The 18,490-nt window shown below is 44.4% G+C and carries 16 protein-coding genes; 12 read left to right on the top strand and 4 right to left on the bottom strand.

Annotation, left to right across the window (positions count from 1 at the left end):
* Positions 1-47: 47 nt before the first annotated feature.
* From parE to HUG15_RS11655, 4 genes are all read left to right on the top strand, one after another.
* Entirely contained in the window at positions 48-2,036 is a 1,989-nt protein-coding gene (gene parE, locus HUG15_RS11640) for a DNA topoisomerase IV subunit B (protein ID WP_281393616.1), read from the top strand.
* Positions 2,029-4,470 (top strand): DNA topoisomerase IV subunit A, encoded by a 2,442-nt coding sequence (gene parC / locus HUG15_RS11645; protein WP_200128764.1) that lies wholly within the window; start codon positions 2,029-2,031, stop codon positions 4,468-4,470. The genes parE and parC overlap by 8 nt, the downstream gene beginning before the upstream one ends.
* 107 nt (positions 4,471-4,577) lie before the next feature.
* Positions 4,578-4,994 (top strand): metal-dependent hydrolase, encoded by a 417-nt coding sequence (locus HUG15_RS23660; RefSeq protein WP_200128765.1) that lies wholly within the window; start codon positions 4,578-4,580, stop codon positions 4,992-4,994.
* Positions 4,995-5,078: 84 nt separating this feature from the next.
* Positions 5,079-6,077: a D-alanyl-D-alanine carboxypeptidase family protein gene (locus tag HUG15_RS11655; protein WP_200128766.1), complete on the top strand. Its 999-nt coding sequence runs from the start codon at positions 5,079-5,081 to the stop codon at positions 6,075-6,077.
* A gap of 278 nt (positions 6,078-6,355) precedes the next feature.
* Here HUG15_RS11655 and HUG15_RS11660 read toward each other — a convergent pair whose 3' ends face one another.
* Complete coding sequence (locus tag HUG15_RS11660) at positions 6,356-6,967, bottom strand: CadD family cadmium resistance transporter (RefSeq protein WP_200128767.1); 612 nt, start codon at positions 6,965-6,967, stop codon at positions 6,356-6,358.
* Between the two features lie 62 nt (positions 6,968-7,029).
* Between HUG15_RS11660 and HUG15_RS11665 the strand changes: the two genes are divergently transcribed.
* The 4 genes from HUG15_RS11665 to HUG15_RS11680 all read left to right on the top strand — a co-directional run bounded on the left by HUG15_RS11665 (position 7,030) and on the right by HUG15_RS11680 (position 11,861).
* The gene (locus HUG15_RS11665; protein ID WP_200128768.1) at positions 7,030-7,785 is read left to right on the top strand and encodes a DUF429 domain-containing protein; all 756 of its coding nucleotides are present in this window, start codon (positions 7,030-7,032) and stop codon (positions 7,783-7,785) included.
* Positions 7,758-8,372 carry a protein-L-isoaspartate(D-aspartate) O-methyltransferase gene (locus HUG15_RS11670; protein WP_246516604.1) on the top strand — a complete coding sequence of 205 codons (615 nt, stop codon included), beginning with the start codon at positions 7,758-7,760 and terminating at the stop codon, positions 8,370-8,372. The genes HUG15_RS11665 and HUG15_RS11670 overlap by 28 nt, the downstream gene beginning before the upstream one ends.
* Before the next feature lie 123 nt (positions 8,373-8,495).
* Positions 8,496-10,013: a hypothetical protein gene (locus HUG15_RS11675; RefSeq protein WP_200128769.1), complete on the top strand. Its 1,518-nt coding sequence runs from the start codon at positions 8,496-8,498 to the stop codon at positions 10,011-10,013.
* Positions 10,014-10,205: 192 nt separating this feature from the next.
* Positions 10,206-11,861, top strand: coding sequence for an FAD-binding dehydrogenase (locus tag HUG15_RS11680; RefSeq protein ID WP_200128770.1), 1,656 nt, complete (start codon positions 10,206-10,208; stop codon positions 11,859-11,861).
* 229 nt (positions 11,862-12,090) lie between these two features.
* Here HUG15_RS11680 and HUG15_RS11685 read toward each other — a convergent pair whose 3' ends face one another.
* Complete coding sequence (locus tag HUG15_RS11685; protein ID WP_200128771.1) at positions 12,091-14,151, bottom strand: copper-translocating P-type ATPase; 2,061 nt, start codon at positions 14,149-14,151, stop codon at positions 12,091-12,093.
* 386 nt (positions 14,152-14,537) lie between these two features.
* Between HUG15_RS11685 and HUG15_RS11690 the strand changes: the two genes are divergently transcribed.
* Complete coding sequence (locus tag HUG15_RS11690) at positions 14,538-14,972, top strand: VOC family protein (protein ID WP_200128772.1); 435 nt, start codon at positions 14,538-14,540, stop codon at positions 14,970-14,972.
* Between the two features lie 205 nt (positions 14,973-15,177).
* Positions 15,178-15,759 (top strand): DUF4256 domain-containing protein, encoded by a 582-nt coding sequence (locus HUG15_RS11695; protein WP_200128773.1) that lies wholly within the window; start codon positions 15,178-15,180, stop codon positions 15,757-15,759.
* 354 nt (positions 15,760-16,113) lie between these two features.
* On the opposite strand, the gene HUG15_RS11700 is transcribed toward HUG15_RS11695, so the two are convergent.
* On the bottom strand, positions 16,114-16,335 hold the full coding sequence (locus tag HUG15_RS11700) for a Uma2 family endonuclease (protein WP_200128774.1): 222 nt from the start codon (positions 16,333-16,335) through the stop codon (positions 16,114-16,116).
* 203 nt (positions 16,336-16,538) lie between these two features.
* On the opposite strand from HUG15_RS11700, the gene HUG15_RS11705 reads away from it, so the two are divergent.
* Positions 16,539-17,078: a helix-turn-helix domain-containing protein gene (locus HUG15_RS11705; protein ID WP_200128775.1), complete on the top strand. Its 540-nt coding sequence runs from the start codon at positions 16,539-16,541 to the stop codon at positions 17,076-17,078.
* Positions 17,079-17,283: 205 nt separating this feature from the next.
* Positions 17,284-17,613: a YbjQ family protein gene (locus tag HUG15_RS11710; protein ID WP_200128776.1), complete on the top strand. Its 330-nt coding sequence runs from the start codon at positions 17,284-17,286 to the stop codon at positions 17,611-17,613.
* Between the two features lie 269 nt (positions 17,614-17,882).
* On the opposite strand, the gene HUG15_RS11720 is transcribed toward HUG15_RS11710, so the two are convergent.
* Positions 17,883-18,461, bottom strand: coding sequence for an SDR family NAD(P)-dependent oxidoreductase (locus tag HUG15_RS11720; protein WP_200128778.1), 579 nt, complete (start codon positions 18,459-18,461; stop codon positions 17,883-17,885).
* Positions 18,462-18,490: the final 29 nt, after the last annotated feature.

Raw genomic sequence — 18,490 nt, forward strand, 5'->3', positions numbered from 1 at the left:
CTATAGATCGAAAGTTGGTACACACTGGAAAGGGGTCACGGAAATTCGTGGACGACATTAAACACACACTCGAGTATAACGACGACGCCATTCAAGTGCTTGAAGGTCTGGAAGCTGTGCGAAAAAGACCCGGCATGTATATCGGAAGCACCGACACACGGGGATTGCACCATCTCGTTGACGAAATCGTCGATAATGCCGTTGACGAGGCAATGGCCGGTTTCGGCCAACATATCGAGGTCGCCTTGCATCGGGACGGAAGCGTTTCCGTGAGCGATGAAGGTCGCGGCATGCCCGTCGGAACACATCGGACAGGGCGACCGACACCTGAAGTGGTCATGACGGTGCTGCACGCCGGCGGAAAATTCGGGCAAGGCGGTTACGCGACGAGCGGGGGGCTCCATGGTGTGGGCGCTTCTGTTGTGAACGCGTTATCTTCCTGGCTGCATTTAACGATTTATCGGGATGGCCATCGTTACGAACAACGATTTGAAAATGGCGGGGTACCCGTCACAACGCTTGAAAAAAAAGAAAAAACGAAGAAGACAGGGACGCTCGTGCGCTTTCAACCGGATCCGAAAGTGTTTCAAGCCGTTTCCTTCCACCATGAGACATTGGCCGAGCGATTGCGGGAAGCCGCTTTTCTTTTGGGCGGAACAGCGATTACTTTTACGGATGAACGAGGGGAATCGGCACAAACCGAAACATTTCAATATGAAACGGGACTGGAAGCTTTTGTTTCCTACTTGAACGAAGATAAGGAAACCTTGCATGAGGTTATCTCTTTTGAGAGTTCCAATCAGGACATCCATGTCAATTTTGCCTTTCAATTCAATGACGGGTATACCGAGAATATTTTATCCTTCGTGAATCACGTTCGAACAAGAGATGGAGGAACGCACGAATTTGGGATGAAAACCGCCCTCACGCGTGCGTTGAACGAACATGCCCGGAAATTGCAAATGATTAAGGCAAAAGATAAAAACTTGGACGGAAACGATATCCGCGAAGGATTAACGGCGGTGTTATCCGTACATATTCCGGAGGCGCTTTTGCAATTCGAGGGGCAAACGAAAAGCAAACTGGGAACACCGGATGCCCGTTCCGCCGTTGACGCTTTTCTCTCGGATAAGCTTGGGTATTTTTTGGAAGAAAACCCGAAACTGAGCACGATGCTGATCCAAAAAGCCATCAAAGCCCAACAAGTCCGGGAAGCGGCTCGAAAAGCGAGAGAAGAGGCGAGAAGCGGCAAAAAGTCAAGGAAAAAGGAGGCCTTGCTGAGCGGAAAATTAACCCCCGCCCAGTCCAAAAATCCGCGACGAAATGAACTCTATCTCGTGGAAGGGGATTCCGCGGGCGGTTCCGCGAAAGAAGGGAGAGACCGTAAATTCCAGGCCGTTCTTCCCTTGCGCGGCAAAGTGATTAATACCGAAAAAGCAAAGCTCGACGACATCATGAAAAACGAAGAAATCCGCACGATTATTTACGCGATCGGAGCAGGCGCGGGGACGGATTTTTCCATTGACGATTGCAACTATGATAAAGTTGTGATTATGACGGATGCGGATACGGATGGCGCACACATTCAAGTATTGTTGTTGACGTTTTTTTACCGCTACATGCGACCGCTCGTGGAAGCAGGCAAAGTATTTATCGCCTTGCCCCCCTTATACAAAGTGGAAAAAGGCAGCGGTGCGAAACGAAAAATGGAATACGCGTGGGATGAAGAAGGTTTAAACGCGGCGATCAAAAACGTAGGAAAAGGGTACACGGTTCAAAGGTATAAAGGTCTAGGCGAGATGGACCCGATCCAGTTATGGGAGACGACAATGAACCCGGATGGACGCACGCTCATACGCGTGAACGTTGAAGACCTTGCCAGGGCAGATAAGCGCGTATCGACCTTAATGGGCGATAAAGTGGAACCGAGACGTAAGTGGATTGAATCAAACGTTGCCTTCGGACTTGATGAAGAAACGAATATTATGGACAATGAGCAAATGTTGTTTGCAGAAGGAGAGGAAAGCCGTGCCTGAAGCTGAAAAATATTTGGACCTGCCGTTGGAAGAGGTCATTGGAGACCGGTTCGGCCGCTACAGCAAATACATCATTCAGGAACGGGCCCTCCCGGATGCAAAGGATGGTTTGAAACCTGTACAGCGCCGAATTCTTTACGCCATGTTAAGAGACAACAATACCGCCGACAAACCTTTTCGAAAGGCGGCCAAAACAGTCGGGAATGTGATAGGGAATTATCACCCCCACGGTGATTCATCGGTCTACGAAGCATTGGTGAGGATGAGTCAAGCCTGGAAAATTCGTCATGGCCTCGTGGAGATGCAAGGGAATAACGGCTCCATCGATGGGGATCCGCCGGCAGCCATGCGGTATACCGAAGCCCGTATTTCCGCTTTGGCACAAGAAATGCTTAACGATATTGGAAAAGAGACGGTTGAGTTCATTCCGAATTTTGATGACACAGACAAAGAGCCGGTCGTTTTGCCCGCGTATTTTCCGAATTTGCTCGTCAACGGATCCACCGGCATTTCTTCGGGCTATGCCACCGACATACCTCCCCACAATCTTGGGGAGGTCATCGATGCGGCCATTCATATGCTTGACCAACCGGATAGCCCCCTTGAAGAGATTATGAGCTTCATAAAAGGACCGGATTTTCCGGGTGGAGGAACCGTGCAGGGGACACAAAACCTCAAGCAAGCCTATGAAACGGGCAAAGGGAAAGTCGTCGTAAGGGGCACAGCCACCATCGAAACGGTGCGGGGCGGGAAAGAACAAATTGTCATCAGCGAGATTCCATATGAAGTGGTTAAGGCGAATCTCGTTAAACGCATGGATGAAATTCGCTTTGATAAAAAAATTGACGGCATCGCGGAAGTTCGCGATGACACCGATCGTACCGGTTTGCAAATCGTTGTGGAGCTAAAAAAAGAAGCAGATGCGCAAAGCATTTTACATTACTTGTATAAGCATACGGACTTACAAGTCACTTATCACTTCAACATGGTCGCGATCGCCGATAAAGCTCCGAAATTAATGGGATTAAAAGAATTATTATCCGCCTATATTAACCATCAAAAAGAAGTCGTTATCAATCGCAGCCGATACGAACTGGACCAAGCATTGAGACGGCAACATATTGTGGAAGGGTTAATGAAAGCAGTCAGCGTACTGGATGAACTTATCGCCCTTATTCGCCAATCGAAAGATAAGGCGGATGCGAAGCAAAACATAGCCGACGCTTTCGGTTTCACCGACGTGCAAGCGGAAGCGATCGTAAACTTGCAGCTGTACCGTTTAACGAATACAGACGTTGTAACATTGGAGAAAGAAGCAGACGAGTTAAAACAAACGATTCAACGTTTAAATGAAATTTTGGGAAGCTCTAAAAAGCTCGTCCAAACGATAAAAAAAGAATTAAAACAAATGAAGAAAAAATATGCGGATGACCGCCGCACCATCATCGAAGAAATGGTTGAAGAACTGAAAGTGGACATGCAAGTGATGATTCCTGCCGAGGAAGTGGTCGTAACAGTCTCCCGGGACGGGTATGTCAAGCGCACGAGCCCGCGTTCTTACAGTGCGTCGATTGATGAGCGTCCGGGGATGAAAGACACAGATGACTTGCTGTTTTTCGAGGAGATGAACACGACGGACACATTGCTGCTGTTCACTTCACAAGGTCGTTACATCTATATTCCCGTTCATCAGCTCCCGGACATTCGCTGGAAAGATGACGGGCAACACGTCGGCAACCTCGTAACGCTTGCCGCGGATGATGGCATTGTACGCGCACTCCCGGTCCGTTCTTTTGAGGAGGATCGTTACTTGCTTTTCCTTACGAAAAATGGAATGGCCAAACGGTCGGTGTTAAGCGATTATCAGGCACAGCGCTTCTCCAATGCGCTGATTGCGCTTAAGCTCAAGGAAGGGGATACACTTCTTGATGTCGCACTTACAGATGGTTCAGGCGATATCTTTTTTGCCACAAAACAGGGCTATGGCCTTCGGTTTTCGGAATCCGAGATTAATATAGTCGGGCAACGGGCCGCCGGCGTGAAAGGCATTGCGCTAAAAGACGAAGACGAAGCCGTGTCTGCGTTCGCTGTGCCCGCGGAGCATGCAGGGTCACTTTTTTCCGTCTCCCACCGCGGAGCCGTGAAAAAAATGACATGGGATCAATTTCCGAGAAGTTCCCGTGCGAAACGCGGCCTTACGATGTTGCGAGAGTTAAAAACGAATCCCCATACGTTAGTTGCCGTCATCCCTGCAAATGTAAACGAGACGTTGATGGTAAAAACCGAGGATAATAGCATCCATGGGGTCTCGACAGCAGGGATCCGCAACTATGACCGTTATCAGACGGGGAGTTACGTGATTGATACGGATGCTTCCGGAGTCGTTCGCGATGTGTGGGCTTACATCGATCACGAACGATCGACAGAAGAATGAAAAGGAGCATAAATTATGAAAGGCGGCACCCATCTCGTTGGCGCTCTAGCGGCCGCGGCAACTTATGATATACTCGCCCCCGAAACGTTCCCGTCTATTGCAGGGGGTTGGGACGCCGCTGTTTTTTTCGGCGCCTCTCTCATAGGGGGCTACTTCCGGATATTTGCCATCCACAATCGAAAGTAGGAAGGCGAGTCTCCTTTTTTTCATGGTTGATCAAACGAATTTTTGGGCACCGCACCTTTACCCATAGCTTGATATTCCTTGTCCTCATCGCGGTACTCACAGGCATGATCCCGGGCACAATTGGGGTGATGATCCAATACGGAGCCTTTATCGGGATGATAAGCCATTACGTCCTCGATATGCTCACGTCCCGGGGCATTCAGCTTTTTTATCCCATCGACGCGACAATACGTTTTCCATTCCATACCCGAACCGGTTCCTGGCTTGGGGAGGGGAGTGTAAACGTCCTCTGTATTGCATGGGTTACGTATTATGGGATGTCGATGGCCGGAATTTAAAGCAGGTATTGTTTATGGGCCTTTTGTCTTATAATAAAAGGTGGCAATTACAAGACTTTAGAGGATATTCCGAAGGAGCATTCCATGCGGCATTTTTTTCGTTCTACCATTCTAGTCGTTATTTTAGTTGTTGCGTCTTTATTATTGTTTTCCTCTGAGATGATTCAAAAAACTGCAATGGAAGATTTATCGGAAAAGAATGTAGGATTGGCGGAAAGATCTGTTATTACACCGATGGGGTCCGAAGACGTTCAAACGGAAGCGGAGGCCGCGGTTCTGTTAGACGGCGATACGGGCAACGTCCTTTGGCAAAAAAATGCCTATGAACCCTTGCCGCCGGCTAGCATGTCAAAAGTGATGACGATGTATTTAATTTTGGAAGCGCTTGAAAACGAGGAGATGGATATTGAAGATGATGTAGATATTAGCGAGGTTGCCGAGGCAACCGGAGGAGCCAGTATCTACCTCCGGGAAGGCTCTGTTTTGTCGGTTGCGGAGCTTTTTCAAGCAATGGCGATTGTCTCTGCCAATGATGCCTCGGTGGCACTGGCTGAATATGCGGCTGGGAGCGAAGAAGCTTTTATCGAGCGAATGAATGAAAAGGCTGGGGAATTAGGGTTGTCTCAGGATGCGCACTTTATCAATGCCAGTGGTCTACCTCATGAAACTCTCGATTTTGAATCCAGAATGACTGCTCTGGATACAGCAGTGCTCGGTTACCATTTGATCCATGATTACCCGGATATTATAAACCTTACAAAGCAGCCAACATTAAGCCTTTCATATCGGAACCAGGTATTGCCCAATACCAATGAACTCTTGGCGAGTGAAGAAGCGGATGCCGACATCGATCCTCCGGATGTTGATCAACATTTAAATCTTCCAGAAGTGGATGGGTTAAAAACCGGGTATACCCGCGGGGCAGGATACTCATTTATCGGCACTTCCGAAGAAAACGGGAAACGATTAATTGCCGTTGTCATGCGTGCAGATTCTGTTGAAGGCCGTTTTGAAGAAACGCAAGAGATATTGAAGGCCGGATTTGAGCATGTACATAAGGATCTTCGGGCTGAGGGTGAGTAGCTGGGTGTTTGCCTGCCTGATGCGGAGGTAATCTTCGCACCCTGTTCCCCTAAAATGAAAAAAAGTTCAAATGGGGGTCCCTGGCGATTCTAGCGCCCCTCAAAAAGGAAAGATGATAAAGAATGGGGTGCGCTGAAGGTTACAACGCCCCCAAAAATGAAGCGCGACACTATAGTGGTTTTCATGCAAAAAGACGTTGACTTTTGCCATTTTGGCGATAAGCCAAGTTTTTCTAAACGTTCATTTCTTTTTGATTGCTGTGAGATTGACTCCCATGGTTAAAACGGCAAAAGCACATGAAAGACGCCGTTTTCTGCCATGATGTAGATGCCTAAACCGATGAAGACAACGGGAACGAGCCAACGTTCATATTTCTTAATTTTTTCCGAGATCAACCGTAGGTTTGCCAAACGGTAACTGACATAACATAACACGCCGACCATAATAAAAAAGACGATGATGACCACGGGGAGTTCATTCATATGTAAAGTGGTGAAATAAGGGATGTAGACGGCAAAGTCATCGGCGCTTGATGCTAATACGATAAATGTTACTGTTAAAAATAACTGTTTAAATCGACCGGACGACAAAAGCGATAAGATATCGCTTTCCTCTGCTTCTTCTCCGCCGTTGATCCAAATTTTCACACCTAAATAAATCGGCAAAAGCCCGAGCAACCCGACGATCCATTGGTGGGGAATAAAAATCGTACCCAGAGCCGCTAATAAGCTGAGACTTATAATAATTGTCGTGCCTAAATATTGCCCGATAACGATATGCTTCAGTTGTCCCTTTTTGATTGTTTGTGAAAAGAGAATGATTAATAGGACAAGGTAATCGATCGCTGTCGCGGCATAGGCGGCGATTGCCGTTAAAATCGTGATACCCATGTAAACAACCTCGAATCTGTTTCATTTTGAAGAGTATAACATATTGAGAAGGGACCGGTTTAATGACGGATAAAAGCATTGGCATCGGCTGGGACGTGGGAGGCTGGATGGGAAATAATCACGGTGTCGCGATTTGTGAGTGGGATCCGGCAACAAACACCATCGATTGGATAGGTACACCGACCGAAATAGCCATCCCGGAGAATGAGAATTTATCATTGCAATACTTAATCGATGCGTCAGGAGATCCCTTTAAACTTGAAACCATCAATGATCACCGCATCATTATTGGCGTTGACGCCCCGCTTGGCTATCCAAAGGCGTTTATACAATTGATCAATGGTAAAATAAACCAGGTGGATAAGCCGGAAAAAGAAATTTACAATCCGCTTGCCTATCGTTACACAGACCGGGTGATCTATGAAACGTGGGGGAAAAAACCTTTATCCGCAGTTTTCGACCGAATCGGAAATAATGCCACCGCCGCTATGTCCCATGCGAAGATGTGGGAAAAACACGATGGTTTCAAGATTTGTCCAATGGCGAAACGAGAAAAAACAGACAAAAAATTGATTATAGAAGTGTATCCTGCTTTGGTTAAGGCGTCCAAAACGGCTGTGGCTCATGCAAACCTCACACAGTATTTGCCAACCGATATTAAACCGGGAACCGACGCCTACGATGCCTGTATTTGTGCCCTTTATGCCATAGCTTTCGGCGCAGACGACGCTCCTTTGCCCAGTATCGCATCCCCTCCGGCGCATGCAGAAGAAGTGGTAAAGGAAGAAGGATGGATTTATTATTTCGAGAAGGGGTGAGTGAATTGCATGATCAAGAAAAAGACATCATCCGCTATTTTGAGCAAATGGATCGTAGTTATTTTATTGATGAAAATAAAGAATTAGCTTCGTTGGATCAGGCTTTATCCATTGGGTATGGTCAAACGATTTCCCAGCCGACGCTCGTGTTGAAGATGACGTTGGAACTTGATCTGTTTCCCGAATCCAGGGTATTGGAAGTTGGCACAGGCTCTGGTTTTCAAACCGCTTTACTGGCGGCATTTTCAGAATCCGTCTATACCGTAGAACGGATTGGAGCCTTGCATGAGCGGGCCAAAGAAAGATTGAAGGAAGCGGAATTTACGAACATTCACTTCAAACACGGGGACGGGAATCTTGGTTGGAAAGAAAACGCTCCCTTTGACCGAATCATGGTGACAGCGGCTGCTCCCGACATCCCGGAGCAACTCCTCGGGCAATTAAAAAATGGGGGTAAGATGATCATTCCCATCGGTAATCCGCACAGCCAAGACTTGACGTTAATCGAGAAGGGTGAAACGGGAGAGATTACGTCTACATTCATTATGCCGGTCGTATTTGTAGGCTTGGTCGGTGGAGAAGATTAAAAGTGGAAAATAAGACACTCATGATTTTGATTGAGTTCTCGATGATTGTTTAGTAAAATAATAATTGTGTAAGGAAAAAGAACTAAATATCGGGATTTATTACATGAATAGGGAGTGAATATAATGAAGTTACAAGATGTTCTTCCTAAGATGAGTAAAATGTATCTATCACGAATCATTGATAGCTTTCTAAAAGATGTAAAGATCAAAGAAGAAGAAGAGATGCGACAAGTCATTTTGAAAAACATAGATGAATTTCAGAACGAAGATCGTGTGAAGAGAAATTTAAATTTTCTGGAGGAAGATAGAGATATTGCTCTCCTCAATGAAATGATTCTTATGTCATTAATGGAAAACGAGGGGTATGTACTAGAAGAAGCATCATTGCTACAGGACGTGGAAAAATTAGAAAGCCAGATAGTATCAGATAGTGACGATGAAGAATTTATAAAAGGACTAATGACGGAAGAATATTATAGAATTTATTCTTCTGTTCTCTCAGCTGCCTGGAAGAAAGACGAGACTTTAAATGCCCATGAAACTAATATATTAAGGGTATTAAGAACAGAATTAAACATATCTAAAAGAAATCATTACATTGTTGAAAGCAGAATAGGTCGCTTTCCTCAAAAAGGAAACAGGCCTCATAGCCATAGGCAAATTGAAAAATCTTTGCGTAACTTACAATCAAGAGGGCTTATTTTAAGGTTTAAATCCAATGCTGTCTATTACATCATCCCATCTGAGATTGCCAGAGTTATTCGGTACGAACTTGGTGGAGAGTTAAGAAAGAAAACCTACGAAGAATTACTAGGTGATCTAACCAAAAATCACTTGAAGCATGTTGTGTCACAATTCAATTTTAATTCTTCCGGGTCAAAAGAAACAATAATCAACCGAATCCTCAAACATGATATTCTGCCATCAGAAGCCTTGGATACTTTTTCTAATAAAGAATTAACGGATATTCTGAAAAATTTGGAAGGGGTCAATATCTCAGGAAAGAAAGAACAAAGAATCAGCAATATCATCGATTATTATGAAAATCTTTCAACCTCTAATATATCTGATCCAACTGATAAACGATCATTGTACTATGATTATTTTGAAGAATTAGCTGCTAGGAATTTGAAACCGTTACGAGTGAACAAAGTCATTAAAAAAGACCTCGACACTGAAAAGTATTTTGAAGAAGCTACCAGGTATTTATTCGAGGAAAAGTTAGGGGTCGAATTGGTCAACATGTCCGGGAATAAGCATGCTGACGGAAAAATAAAATTTAACAGCAAAGAATCTATTCTTTGGGACAATAAGAGTGTCGAATCAGCCTATACTTTTCCAGATAATCATTTTGATCAGTTTCTCAACTACATTAGAGCAAATGATAATCGAGTAACAGCTTTCATAATAATCACTTCTTTCATTTCTGATGAAGCGGTATCCAGGGCACAGAAATTGAAGGCTTATACGGAAACGGATACTGACGTAGCCATCATTACATCCGAGGACTTAAAATTTGTTGCTGAAAACTGGAAGGAATATTCAACACAAAAAGAACCAAAATTTAATTTACAAATACTTAACTACACTGGGGAGTTGACAAGAGAAATTTTAAAAGACAGAATGAGCTGGTCTTTATAAGAATCCATCCAGTTAAACACCTTTTCTTCGGCATGCCACAAAGCGTGCCGTTTTTCTTAACATGAATACATACAATTAAATTGACGAAAAGTTTTTGCAAATATATACTGATTTTTAATTCTAATATCTTTACCGTAAAAGTTTTGCAAGACGCTAATTTATGTATCTACCAAAAGAGGAGGCCTTCATATCATGGATGCCGATGTTATTGTCGTTGGCGCAGGACTCGCGGGATTGGTTGCTACGGCTGAAATTGCTGACGCGGGAAAAAAAGTTTTACTTTTGGATCAAGAACCGGAAGCTTCAATGGGCGGTCAAGCGTGGTGGTCGTTTGGTGGTTTATTCTTAATTGATTCACCGGAGCAACGCCGCATGGGCATTAAGGATTCTAAAGAACTGGCATGGAAGGATTGGATGAGGACGGCGGGTTTCGACCGTGAAGAGGATGAAGATTATTGGGGAAAAAAATGGGCAGAAGCCTATTTGGATTTCGCTGCCGGGGAGAAACGTGAATGGCTACGCAATTTGGGCGTTCGTTTTTTCCCAGTCGTTAGTTGGGCGGAACGTGGGGGATACCTTGCCGAAGGCTATGGAAATAGTCTCCCTCGCTTTCACATCACATGGGGAACAGGTCCGGGACTGGTCGAGCCTTTTGAAAAAAGGGTGCGGGAACATATGAATAACGGAAGGGTTGTTTATCATTCGCGTCATCGCGTTGACGAACTTATGACCCATAACGGTGCGGTTGTAGGAGTGAGTGGTTCAAAACTTGCACCGAGCCACGTTTCCCGAGGAGAGGAAAGTTCACGTGAAATAATCGGAGATTTTGAATACCGATCTGAAGTGGTGCTCGTATCGAGCGGAGGCATTGGTGCGAATTTTGACTTGATTCGTCAAAATTGGCCGAGTCGTCTCGGTGAACCTCCCAAGCGCATGATTGCCGGAGTGCCGGCCCATGTGGATGGGCGCATGCTTGCCATTACGGAAAATGCAGCTGGGCGTATTGTCAATCGCGACCGTATGTGGCATTACACGGAAGGGATTCAAAACTGGAACCCGGTTTGGCCCAAGCACGGCATCCGTATTCTGCCGGGACCTTCCTCGATCTGGCTAGATGCCCGAGGACAACGTTTTCCGGCGCCCAATTTCCCTGGTTTTGACACGTTGAGCACATTAGAGGCGATCCAAAAGAGCGGCTACGATTATTCCTGGTTTATTTTAACGGAAAAAATCATTGAAAAAGAGTTTGCCCTCTCGGGATCGGAACAAAATCCCGACTTAACGAATAAAAGCATTACACAGGTATTAGGCCGTGTGAAATCCGGAGCACCCGCTCCTGTACAAGCTTTTAAGGATAAGGGCGAGGATTTTATCGTCGCCGATACCTTGGAAGCACTCGTTTCCGGAATGAATAATCTTGTTGAAGAAAAATTATTAAATACAGAACACATTGAAAAACAAATTCGCGCGCGGGATCTTGAACTGGAGAACAAATTTACGGAAGACTTGCAAATGATGGCTCTGCGTGGCGCCCGGACCTATTTCGGCGAAAAAATTAGCCGTGTGGCCGCACCTCACAGCATCCTCGATCCGAAAAATGGTCCGTTGATCGCGGTACGCTTGAACTTACTCAGTCGCAAAACGTTAGGAGGTTTGCAAACGAATCTATCAGGAGCGGTATTAAACGAGGCAGGGGATGCGATTCCTGGGCTTTATGCCGCGGGTGAAGTTTCTGGATTCGGAGGCGGCGGCGTTCACGGATACCGGTCACTGGAAGGAACTTTTCTTGGCGGATGCCTATTTACCGGTCGAACGGCGGGTCGGGCGATCGCGGAAAAACTAGGGTGAAAATGTAGCAATATTTATAAATAATTTCCATATCCCTCAACACAGCCGTTGAAAGGAAACGTGTGCTTGAAAAAGACCGCGTCCGTCAAGATCCTGATTTGCTAGAACAACGTGCCACAGCCACTAAGCAGTCTTAATCTACACGTGGATGTTAGCACAACTCTAAACCCCCTTGTTGCTAAGCAGCAAGGGGGTTTTAAATATTTGGCAAGGCAGATGCCCGGAACATTTATTTCATTTTAAGCATCTGTGCATTGATCGCTACAATAACCGTACTTAAAGACATAAGGACTGCACCTATGGCAGGATCAAGCAGAAATCCCCATCCAGCTAGCACGCCTGCCGCGAGTGGAATCGCGACAATGTTGTAGCCGGCAGCCCACCATAGGTTTTGAATCATCTTGCGATAAGTGACCTTTGATAGATCGACAATGGATACAACATCGAGGGGGTCACTATTGACGAGCACAACATCAGCTGTTTCCATGGCAACGTCCGTGCCTGCTCCAACGGCAACGCCGAGATCGGCATTCGCAAGCGCGGGCGCATCATTAATGCCATCCCCTGTCATACCGACACGTTTTCCGTTTTTCTTTAATTCCTTCACTTTTTCCGCTTTTTCATGCGGAAGTACTTCAGCGATGACTTGGTCAATGCCAATTTGCTTGGCTACTTCCTGCGCCACTTTTTCATTGTCTCCGGTTAGCATCACGGTTTCGATCCCCATTTGATGCAAACGATCAACGGCTTCTTTTGCGGATGTCTTTACAACATCAGCCAAAGCAATGGCTCCGAGTAAGGTTTGCCCTTCAAGGACGAAAACAACGGTTTTGCCTGCTTCCGCAAGTTTGGAAAAGCGCGCCTTATCGTGGCTGATGCCCTCCCTTTGCAGATAACCCGGGCTAACGACCGAAATCGTCTTGCCGTCGACGTTTCCGGTAATGCCCGATCCGGTCATCGAATCAAATGCTTCCGGTTGAGGGATATTGATGTTTTCTTCTTTTCCTTTCGCGACAATGCCGGCAGCAATCGGGTGCTCCGATTGCGACTCCAACGAGGCCGCGAGCCTTAGCAATGTCTCCTCGGATACGTTTTCTTCCGGGATAATGTCCGTGACTCCGAACTCCCCGTGCGTTAACGTTCCGGTTTTGTCAAAAATCATCGTGTCAACCCTTCGGGCGCTTTCAAATCCAATGCGGTTGCGAATGAATAACCCTTTTTGAGCTGAAATTCCCGTGGAACGGGCGGCCACTAATGGAATCGCGAGACCGAGGGCGTGCGGGCAAGAAATAACAAGCACGGTAACCATTCGGGTGACCGCAAAATTTGTATCCACACCAAGGGCCATCCAAGTGCTGAAGGTTACGATTCCGGCAACAACAGCAACGTAGAACAGTAGACTGGCGGCGCGGTCCGAAAGCATCTGGGTCTTTGATTTGCTTTCCTGGGCCTCTTTGACGAGTTGCACCACTTGCGATAGATACCCTTCATCGCTTGTTTTGGAAACTTCGATTGTTAAAGAACCGGATGAGTTAATAGACCCGCCAATCACTTCGTCTCCATCACTTTTTTCAACAGGCTCGGATTCCCCTGTAAGCATCGATTCATTGATCGAGGATTTTCCATGTAAAATATGGCCATCTGCCGGTATTTTTTCACCTGGTTTAATAAGAAGACGGTCGCCCTTTTTAAGATCAGACACAGCGATGGTCATGGTTTGGTCGTTCTCATCGAGCTTATTGGCTTCTTGAGGCATAAGTTCCACAAGGGATTCAAGGGAATCGGATGCTTTCATCACGGATTTCATCTCAACCCAGTGGCCAAGAAGCATGATGGCCACCAGTGTGGCCAGTTCCCAGAAGAAGTCCATCCCTTCAAGCCCAAAGACCGTAGCGGCACTGTAGACATACGCAACGGTGATGGCAAACCCGATGAGGGTCATCATTCCTGGGGCTTTATCTTTGATCTCGCTAACAAGCCCTGTTAAAAATGGCCAACCTCCGTAGACGAAAACGATGGTTGCCAAGATGAGTTCAACGGCTGTATCGCCGGGAAACGCAACCGTGTAATTAAAAAACAGCTGAATCATATCGGACAATATGATAATCGGGATAGCGAGAATAACTGTAACGAAAAAGCGTTTTTTAAAGTCGGCCATCATATCGCCGTGATCGCCATGTCCGTGGTGACCGTGACCGGAATGATCGCCATGATGGTCATGCGCATGGTGTTCATGATGATCATGATGATCGTTTTGTTCGTGATGTTCGTGATGATTATTATTGGCCATTATATCTCCTCCTTATAAATCTAATACCCTGTATGGGTATAAACAAAACATACTTATTTTATCTTGTCAATATAGGTTTTACCATAGACCCAACGTTTATGACTTGCGTTTCGGAATAATCCCAGAGACGCAATGGGATTATTCGAATGGGAATGTTTGTTACTGGCAAGAAAACAATTATTTATTATATATTACGGGGGTAAGGTATATAATTTATGACATGGGCCACCAAGAACAGCTAACCATGGAATAAACGGCGCACTTAATATTTTTTCCTTGATTGGTATTACATTTCATTAAGCTTTTTATTTTATCAGCTAGGATGGTCAGCGCAAAAGAGCAGCAGATGGTATAATGAAGATAAAATAAAAAAGAAGGTGTTTCTAATGGTTGGAGTCGAGATTAATATGATTGTAACAGACAGTTTGCGTGCATTGGAGTTATACGAGAAAATATTTGAGACCGAGCGTGTTGAGGTTACGGATTTTTCGAAAGGGGAAAATGAAGTCATTTTTAGCCTGTATGGGGTACGTTTTCACATGTTGGATGAAAACCCTGAATTCGGGTTGAATGCACCAAATGATGATGACAATAAAACCATTTCGTTTAACATCATGGTTCCCGACATTAAAGAAACATTCTCAAAAGCGATCACCCACGGCTGTACGGAGATGCAAGCGGTAACTGACCTGCCTGATTACGGTGTGTCAAATGCCATTTTTATCGACCCTTTCGGCTATGTGTGGATGCTCCATCAAGTCCATAAAGAAGTGAGTTTTGAAGAACGTGTGCGCCTTTGGGAGGAAAAAAGGGAGGATTAACCATAAAAACAATGAGGCATATTAGAATAAAAAAGAAGGAAGTTATCCAACCGGGAGATTTAACGTCCCTGATTCGTGAAGCCGTGGCATTGAATGAGGAGTAAGATTGTTTGACAGGGTATATCACAACAAATGGTGAACCAACTGGGGAATGCCTTTCCATACTATCATTCGATTTCATGTCTTAAAAAAGGAGGATACCTACATGGCAAAGAGTAATAGTGACAGCCTTAAAAAGGAGTTGTCACCGGAAGAATGTGAAGCGTTACTTCGGGTATTGAAAGAGCGCTTTGAGAACAACATGCATCGCCATAAAGGTTTTGAATGGGCCAATGTCCAAGCAAAACTGGAAGCTAAGCCTGACAAGCTATGGTCGCTCCGTGAAATGGAAAGAACAGACGGTGAACCGGATGTTGTTGCTTATGGTGAGGAGACGAACGACATTATTTTTTGCGATTGTTCACAGGAAAGCCCTAAAGGTCGCAGAAGTGTATGCTATGATCGTGAAGCATTAGAGTCAAGGAAAAAACATAAACCGGAAAACAACGCTATCGATATGGCAACTGCCATGGGTATTGAACTTTTAACAGAAAACCAATATCGATCGTTGCAGAAACTGCAAAATTTTGATATGAAAACATCAAGTTGGGTACAAACACCTTCCGATATTAGAGAACTCGGTGGCGCGATTTTTTGTGATTATCGGTACGGACATGTTTTCGTTTATCATAACGGAGCAGAATCTTACTATGGTGCCAGAGGATTTCGTGGCTCGCTTAGGGTCTAAGTTTTCTGCGGCACTTACATGTGTCTGTCTGGGCATAGATAAGTTAAGGATAGGTTTTGATTTCCATCTTCAATAATATACTAGTTATTAGTCAATGTCCAAAATATGGTGAAACAAAAAAGACAAGTAAAACAGGTTCTGCAACGACACATCGCTTTATCCATCGACGATTTTATCGTGAGACATCTCAGTATATTATGGGATAGGGATTGCGCATGATACGGAACCCCTGTTCACTACAAGAGACAGGGGAGCAAGATTGTATAGTTTACACCGCTATACCTCACTAAAAAATTTCCCGCAAATCAACTTGAAATCCGTTCAGCGCTGTTGATTTTGCAATACCTTCACTCTTTAGAATGTCAGCTTGCTGATAGTTTTCATATCAGCAAGTTCATCTCGATGCAATTTAATATCATAAGGGGCACTGAAGACTTCGCAATTTCCACCTTCAAGAAAATTAAATAATTTCGCCTGCAGTCTGGAAGAAATTTGTTGATGTCGTGTTGATGGTGAAGGTGACATGAAAACGATACCATCAACGTATTCCAATATACGGTCTGTTTGTTCGCGCATTTCATAAAATGTTTCGATACCTACATTTGTATCCTTATGGGCTTATTATATCATAGAAGGAAGCGATCTTAACCGCGATTGATAGTCAAGAAAACCAGCTTTATTTTTAAAAAGTTGATGATTTTAAAAAAATTCCCCAATCCCACATGTTTATGTTATCATTATATATAATGATAATAATAAAAAGGCAGGAGATTCTTTTAATGAGCAAATCAAAAGTAGATATTATCTTACACCCGGTGCGGATGAGGATCATTCAAATGTTAATCGGACGTGATCAAACCGTTCAAGAGTTAAAAGAACGACTCACTGATCTTCCGCAAGCAACCTTATACAGACATCTAAACATTTTGAAAGAACATGAAATTGTATCTGTGGCAAAAGAACGTAAAATTAGGGGGGCTATTGAGAAAACATACACGTTAATAACAGATCAAGCTCGACTTTCCGGGAAAGAAGCCAACAAAATTAGCATCGAAGACCATAAGCAGTATTTTCTGAAATACACGGCCAATCTGTTTCACCAAGTAGAAGCTTACTTTGAAGGAGACTATGATATCGAAAAAGATGGTTTCGGTTATAACCAAGTCGATGTCTATGCTAATGATGACGAATACCAACAGATGACAAATGAAATTGGAAATATTTTAGAAAAATATGCAAAACAAGAGCCGCGTGCAGATCGACGTAAACGAACATTAGCGACCATCTTAATTCCCGAGACTCATAAACATGAAGAATAAGCGAGGCGAACGTAACGTATGCGGATAATTTTAAAGTATACTCTTATGTTTCTCTCTATCTTTGCCCAAACAGGCACTCTCGTATATGCATTCATTGATCTGTCTCAAGTATGGTGGTTGGCAGGCGTTTATGTTATTGCACTACTTTTGCTCATTGTGATTTTGATTGTTGAAAAAAGAATAGAAAAAAGAGAGGAAGATAAGTATGTTAATCGCGACTACTGATCAACTGGAAAATCACCACGTACAGGAGGTCATTGGCTATGTAAAAGGAAATGCAATTAAAACGAAACACCTCGGCAATGATATTATGGCTTCGTTGAAAGCTTTGGTTGGCGGAGAAATTAGAGAATATGACGATATGTTAAATCAGGCGAGACAAATGGCGATAAGCCGTATGGTTCAGGAAGCGGAAGAGAAGGGAGCCAATGCGATTATTGGTTTTCGCATGCAAAACTCTGCCATTATGAAAAGCGCATCAGAAATCGTAGCATATGGAACCGGGGTGAAAATCGAGTTCCCCCCGAACGGTTAGATCATGACGTATCAGAAGAAATGGATCATGCGTCGACGGAAGCCATTACCAATACTATGATTGATCCGACATCGCCATCGGTGCTTCACCTTCATAGTGATGAAGATGACGGGTACATCTCGTTTGCGGTGGTATTAGCTACCGTTTTATCAGGGGTTTTCTCTATGATGGTTTTACAATATTTTTTTGGATAAAAAAATATATATTTATGAAAGGAATTAACGGACTGTGCATTTAAATGTGACAGTGGAATTTAATCCACATTGCCACTAGACAATGGTCGGGATGATGCCGCCTTCCATTCGGAGGGCTGCCCCCCTGATAGCGGTGGAGTATGGACTGGCTAAAAATGCGGCCACTCTGCCGATTTCTATAGGACGGATGAATTTTTGAAGAGTGGCACCAGGTATATTTTCAGCGATAAATTCTCGTTCAATTTCTTCGAAGGTTTTATTTGGATCAGTATTGTTGTTTTCTAAAAGGTGTTTGACATTATCCGATAGAGTAGTTCCGGGTAAAATGGTGTTTACAGAAATGTCCCTGCCTTTTGTTAATAATGATAAAGATTTTGAAAGTGATAATATCATCGACTTTGTGACCGTGTATTGCGGCATACCACCGGATGGCATCACCGCCTGGTCACTGCTGATGAAAATGATGCGTCCAAAGTCATTTTCCATCATTTTATTCCGGTAAAATCGGGATAATCGATCCGCCACCAAAAAATTCGTATTGAAATAGTGGTTCCAGGTCTCTTTTGTAATGTCTTCGTACGACATCATTTCATAAATGCCAAGATTATTGATCAGAATATCCACTTCAGGCACATCACCCATAATATTTTCCATATCTTTTTGATCTGCAAGGTTTCCGAATG

Origin of the sequence: Salicibibacter cibarius (genome assembly GCF_016495725.1) — a bacterium.
Lineage (GTDB): Bacteria > Bacillota > Bacilli > Bacillales > Marinococcaceae > Salicibibacter > Salicibibacter cibarius.